This is a genomic window from Longimicrobium sp. (genome assembly GCF_036280135.1).
Lineage (GTDB): Bacteria > Gemmatimonadota > Gemmatimonadetes > Longimicrobiales > Longimicrobiaceae > Longimicrobium.
On the sequence record NZ_DASURI010000644.1, the window covers coordinates 1 to 6,084 of the forward strand.

General features: G+C 67.8%; 5 protein-coding genes. 4 read left to right on the forward strand and 1 reads right to left on the reverse strand.

Annotated features, from left to right (window positions below; genetic code table 11):
• Both VFZ20_RS20935 and tcmP read left to right on the forward strand, forming a co-directional pair.
• A partial coding sequence (locus VFZ20_RS20935; protein ID WP_329685890.1) for a sensor histidine kinase occupies positions 1-414 on the forward strand: 414 nt, incomplete at its 5' end.
• Between the two features lie 85 nt (positions 415-499).
• Positions 500-1,663, forward strand: coding sequence for a three-Cys-motif partner protein TcmP (gene tcmP, locus VFZ20_RS20940; protein WP_329685891.1), 1,164 nt, complete (start codon positions 500-502; stop codon positions 1,661-1,663).
• Here the strand turns inward: tcmP and VFZ20_RS20945 are convergent.
• The gene (locus VFZ20_RS20945; RefSeq protein ID WP_329685892.1) at positions 1,590-2,456 is read right to left on the reverse strand and encodes a phage Gp37/Gp68 family protein; all 867 of its coding nucleotides are present in this window, start codon (positions 2,454-2,456) and stop codon (positions 1,590-1,592) included. The two genes, tcmP and VFZ20_RS20945, sit on opposite strands and share 74 nt — an antisense overlap.
• Before the next feature lie 274 nt (positions 2,457-2,730).
• On the opposite strand from VFZ20_RS20945, the gene VFZ20_RS20950 reads away from it, so the two are divergent.
• Together VFZ20_RS20950 and VFZ20_RS20955 are read left to right on the forward strand one after the other, a co-directional pair.
• On the forward strand, positions 2,731-3,135 hold the full coding sequence (locus VFZ20_RS20950; RefSeq protein ID WP_329685893.1) for a hypothetical protein: 405 nt from the start codon (positions 2,731-2,733) through the stop codon (positions 3,133-3,135).
• 223 nt (positions 3,136-3,358) lie between these two features.
• Positions 3,359-5,731, forward strand: a complete 2,373-nt coding sequence (locus VFZ20_RS20955; RefSeq protein ID WP_329685894.1) for a TonB-dependent siderophore receptor — start codon at positions 3,359-3,361, stop codon at positions 5,729-5,731.
• Positions 5,732-6,084 lie beyond the last annotated feature (353 nt).

Sequence of the window (6,084 nt, forward strand, 5' to 3'; positions counted from 1 at the left end):
CGCGCCGCCGCCGAAAAGCGCGGCCTGTCGCTCTCGGTGGAGGTGGATGACGGGATGCAGACGCTGCGGACGGATCCCGGCATGGTGCGGCAGATCCTGGTGAACCTGGTGGGCAACGCCACCAAGTTCACGCTGCGGGGGGGCATCACCGTGCGGCTGTACGCGGACAGCGGCCGCGCGTGCGTCGACGTGGACGACACGGGCGAGGGCATCGCGCCCGAGCTGCGCGAGCGCGTCTTCGAGCCGTTCTTCCAGGCGGACCCGTCCACGACGCGGCGCGAAGGCGGCGTGGGGCTGGGCCTGGCCCTGAGCCGCGAGTTCGCCCGCCTGCTGGGCGGCGACCTCACCGTGCGCAGCACGCCCGGCGAAGGCAGCACCTTCACCCTCTCCCTGCCGATGTCCTCGGAAGGCTGAGCGGTCCGTTCCTTTTCGGGCCCGTTTGCGCTAATTTTGTCGGAGGCATTCCTGCGATGTCCTCCCGCAAACGGCCCAATGGTACATGGTCCAGAGCGCTCGTCATTTCGAATCCTTCGAGCCCCACACGCTGCTGAAACACGCGATTCTTCGCGCGTACGAGGAACGTTGGGCCCGCGTGCTACTCGTCAGGACCGGCTCGCCACGCAGGCGAGTCCGGATCGTGGATGCGTGCGCCGGCGCGGGACAGGACGAGAGCGGAAATCCCGGATCACCGCTCATCTCCATCCACGAAGCGGAGAAGGCGCGGGAGCAGCTGAGCACGATGCGCGGCGAGCCCGTCGAGGTGCAGGTGGTCGCGATCGAGAAGGACCGAGCCCGGTTCGCGCAGCTGTCACAGCTCGTACAGGAGTTCCACGGCCGCCACACCGCGCACTGCGGCACGCTCGGGGACTATATCGCGCGGTTGGAGCCCGACTTCGGCAATACTCCCACCCTCTTCTTCATCGATCCGTTCGGGATGGAGCCACTGCAGGCCGAGGTGGTGCATCGGGCGCTTGGCGGTCCGCAGAACGAGGTCCTGCTGCTGTTCGCCGACCAGGCGGCTCTGCGGCACATCGGAGCGGCCGCTGCCGTCGAGGTGGCCGATGATCCCGTCCTGTCCCTGTTCGGCGGGGAAGAGGCTGCGCAGCCGCCTATGCCTTCAAAAGAGCTGAAGCTCACGGCCGACGCGGCAATTCGCATCATGACCGCCGCGTTTGGCGACGAGCGGTGGAGGCGGGTGATGAGTTTGGCGCCTGAACGCAGACGGCAGGCGCTCGTGGACCTGTACGGCGAGCTCCTGAAGTCGATGGGCGCGCGGCACGTGCTGTCCCTGCCGATGATCGGCAAAGGCAGCCGGCTCAAGTACCACCTGATGTTCGCGACGAGGTCAGGAAAGGGCTACGAGGTAATGAAGGATTCCGTAGAGCGGGCGTGGAACGGAGAGCTCGTGGCAGATAAGGCCGTTCAGATGATGCGGATGGGGGTGGCGGCTCCGTCCACGGTGATCGCGCAGTCCATCCGGACGCATTTCGCGGGCAGGCGGGTCGCGTGGACGGGAGATCGATCAACCGACTCCGTGAGAGTGTACGCACTCCAGGAAACGGCGGCGATGCCTCATCAGCTGGAGGAAATCAAGCAGCTGCTGGCACCATTGCGTGTACCGGGCGAGCGCGCGTTCGTCTACGATTTTCGGCAGGTACGCTGACGGACGCCGGCGGAGCAACGTTTTCGGGCACGCGGCCCGGCATCGGCATCTCATCCCACGTGCGGCCCTCCAGCAGGCGGCCGCCGGCCTTTGCCCGGCGACCGCCCCATTGTTTGAAGAAGAAGGGCGTTCCCGACTCGCGGCACTGATCGCGAAGGCCCCGTACCCATGCCTCTTCCATGGGACGAAACTCGGCGCCGCTCTCCCCGCCCGCGATGACCCAGTGGATTCCGGTGAGGTCGATCTCCAGCGTCCCGAGCAGCGGCTCGCACGACAGGAAGCGGATCTCGGCCGGAACCTGGCGCAGGTGGTCCACACGGTGGGCCACGCCCTGGTTTTCGACGCTCGTTCCCATCCAGATGTGTCGCGGGATCGTCCCGCTCGGAAACAGGTCCTGGTTCAGTCGAAAGAACCGGGCGGCGCGGGAGGGGCGCTTGGTGAGAACCTGATAGATGTGGCGGTCGACCCTCAGCATCACCTCGAACACCTGCCGAACGAACGCGTCGGGCACGTCCGCGTGGAACAGGTCCGACATGGAGTTCACGAAGACGATCCGCGGCTTTCTCCAGCTCGCTGGCTGCTTGAGCCGGTTTGGCCAGAGTCGGATGGAGAACGGGTCCGCGATGTTCTCCTCAGTCGGCAGCACCGGTAGCTGGCGCGAGTAGAGAAGCGCCAGGCGCTCATGGGCGAGCTTGTGCGCATAGCAATGATCGCAGCCGTCGCTGACCTTGGTGCATCCCGTGGTGGGATTCCAGGTTGCGTCGGTCCATTCGATCCTGCTTTTCTGGCCCATGACAACGCTCTGGTAGCAGGCTTCGGGTTAATTTCGGAAGTAGAGTAACAGATTCCTGTCTAAACCGGAAGCTTGTTCTTTGGGAACGTCGCCCCTCAACGGCTGGACAGCGACACACCCTTCCACAGTCCGTGTCGGAACACGGGCTACTCCGCCGGCAAGGGAAGTTTAACCCAACCTGAGCGCGCGCGGGTACATCTTGTGTAGGATCTATTCCGGACGCATTTTGATATACACTCGGAGATCACCAGTTTACTCACGGAGAGAATCGCACATGATGGCCAAGCGCGCCTTCCCCATCGTCACGACCCTGTTCCTGGGCCTTGCCCTGGCCGGCTGCTCGGACCAGCCCGTCGCCCCGCGCGCGGCGGCGGACAGCGAGGCCAGCCACACGGTGTCCGAGGCGCTCAACGCGTACATCACCGGGCCCACGCAGCTCCTGTCCGGCCAGGTAGGGACGTGGACGGCGAACCCGTCCGGCGGCGACGGGACGTACACCTACCTGTGGCAGTACAAGAAGACGGGCAGCACCCTGTGGACCAACGTGGGCACCGGCTCCACCTACAGCCGCGCGTCCAACGCGACGTTCGACCTCAAGCTCACGGTCTCGTCCGCGGGCAGCAGCGTGGTGCGCGGCATCCAGGTGACCGTCCCCGACGCCTGCGGCAGCACCTGCTGATCCCCGTCCGCCCGCCGTGGCGGAGCCCGGGACGGCCGCACCTCCGCGCCGCGCGACCCCCGTCGCGCGGCGCGGATCTTTGTATCCGGAATCACGACAAGGGGATAACCTCCGTCGGGAGAATCCCCCTCACGATCATCCTTGCGGGATCGGAGAGCGGCCTGTACTTTGTCGCTGCGATTGAGAATCGTTCTCAATCAATAACGCTCAAGAACGTTCGCTCATGCGACTGCTTTCTCTCGTCGGTGCGGGGTGCGTGGTGTTCAGCGCGCAGGCCGCCGCGCAGGATTCGCGTCCGGTCTCGCTGCTGGACGTCTCGGCGCCCGTCGTGAACGACACCACGGCGCGCATTCGCTTCAACATCCCGGCGCAGTCCCTTACGGACGCGCTCAGCCAGTTCTCGCGCCAGGCCGGCGTGCGCGTGGAGGCCGACCTGGCCGCCGCGGCGTCCCTGCGCTCGCAGCCCGTGAGCGGCACCTACACGGCCGCCGAGGCCCTGCGCCGGCTGCTGGACGGCAGCGGCCTGGCCGCGCGCTTTGTGGGCGACCAGACGGTGCGCGTGGCCCGCGCCGGCACGGGCGAGAGCACCTACGCCCTCACCCCCGTGACGGTGGTTGCCGCGTCCAGCCGCGGCTACGCGTCGGCCCGGACGACGACGGCCACGCGCACCGACACGCCCCTGCGCGACGCGCCGCAGGCCGTGACGGTGGTGACGGCCGGCCTCATCGCCGACCAGGGGATGCAGGGGATGGCGGACGTCGTGCGCTACGTGCCCGGCGTGACCATGGGCGCGGGCGAGGGCCACCGCGACGCCCCCACCATCCGCGGCAACAGCAGCACGGCCGATTTCTTCGTGGACGGCGTGCGCGACGACGCGCAGTACCTGCGCGACGTGTACAACGTGGAGCGCGTGGAGGCCCTCAAGGGCAGCAACGCCATGATCTTTGGCCGTGGCGGCGGCGGCGGCGTCATCAACCGCGTGAGCAAGGAGGCCCAGTGGGCCCCCACGCGCGTGGTGACCACCGAGGGCGGCTCGTTCGACCACAAGCGCGCCACTGTGGACCTGGGCCAGGGGCTGGGCGCCAGCGTGGCGTTCCGCTTCAACGGGATGTACGAGAACTCGGGCGGGTTCCGCGACCGCTTTGACCTGGAGCGCTTTGGCCTGAACCCGTCCGTGGCCCTGGCCGTGGGCGCGCGCACCACGGTGCGCGCGGGCTACGAGTTCTTCAGCGACGACCGCACGGTGGACCGGGGCATCCCCTCGTTCCAGGGCCGTCCGTCCCCCGCCGGGATCACCACGTTCTTCGGCAACCCGGACGTGAGCTACTCCACCAACACCGTGCACAGCGCCACGGCCCTGCTGGAGCACTCCACGGCGGGCGGGCTCACCATCCGCAACCGCGCGCGGTGGACCACGTACGACAAGTTCTACCAGAACAGCTTTCCCGGCGCCGTGAACGCGGCCGGGACGCAGGTGAACCTGTCGGCGTACAACAACGCCACGGACCGCACCAACCTCTTCAACCAGACGGACGTCACCCTCGGCGTGGCCACGGGCGCCCTGCGCCACACGCTGCTGGTGGGCGCCGAGGTGGGCCGGCAGGAGACGGACAACTTCCGCGAGACGGGCTACTACAACGACGCGGCCACCTCCTTTGCCGTGCCGTTCGACGCGCCCACGGTGGAGACGCCCATCACCTTCCGGCAGAGCGCCACGGACGCCGACAACCACGCCCAGGCGTCGGTGGCGGCCGTGTACCTGCAGGACCAGGTGGAGCTGGGCCGCTACGTGCAGCTGCTGGGCGGCGTGCGCTACGACCGCTTCAACGTGGACGTGCACAACAACCGCACGGACGAGGACTTCGACCGCCAGGACGACCTGCTGTCGCCGCGCGCCGGGCTGGTGATCAAGCCCATCGAGCCCATGAGCATCTACGGCAGCTACAGCGTGTCGTACCTGCCCAGCTCCGGCGACCAGTTCAGCTCGCTGACGGTGACCACGGAGACGCTGGAGCCCGAGCAGTTCACCAACTACGAGGTGGGCGCCAAGTGGGACGTGCTGCCCAGCCTGTCGCTGACCTCCGCCGTGTACCGGCTGGACCGCACCAACACCACGGCGCCGGATCCCAATGACGCCACCCGGGTGGTGCAGACGGGCAGCCAGCGCACCACAGGATGGGAGCTGGGGCTCACGGGCAACGTAATGCCGTGGTGGCAGGTGGCGGGCGGGTTCGCGTCGCAGCGCGCGCGGGTAACGAGCCGCACGGCCGCGGCCGCCGAGGGGCAAAAGGTGCCGCTGGTGCCCGAGCAGACGTTCTCGCTGTGGAACCGCTGGCAGGTGCTGCCGGCCCTGGGCATCGGCCTGGGGGTGATTCACCAGGACGACATGTTCGCGGCCATCGACAACACGGTCACGCTGCCGGGGTTCACGCGGGCGGACGGCGCGCTGTTCGTGCGGATCACGGACGGGCTGAGCGCCCAGGTGAACGTGGAGAACCTGCTGGACGAGACGTACTACGCCACCTCGCACGGCAACAACAACATCATGCCCGGCGCCTCGCGCACCCTGCGCCTGTCGCTCACCACCCGCCGCTGATCGCCATCGGCTGACGGGCTGGACGGGATGAAAAGACGAGGAGGCGCGGAGATCATCTCTCCGCGCCTCCTCGCGTTTGGGGCGATGCGTCTCTGACGATGCGCTGCTGGTGATGCGTCTCCTCGCGGCCCCGTACGCGCCGACGCGCGAGCGCGCCCTCCAGCCCCCACTCTACACGTCCCGAGCGTGACGATGCTTCCGGCCCTCTTCGCCACACGCGCCGAGCGGCGTTATGATGTGCCCCAATCCTCTCCGCCGCACCCACATAGCGTCATCCTGAGGGAGCGCCGCGCGAACTTCGCCCGTGCAGGTGCCATGGCGCGACCGAAGGATCTTGTGTGCGAGACTCGGAG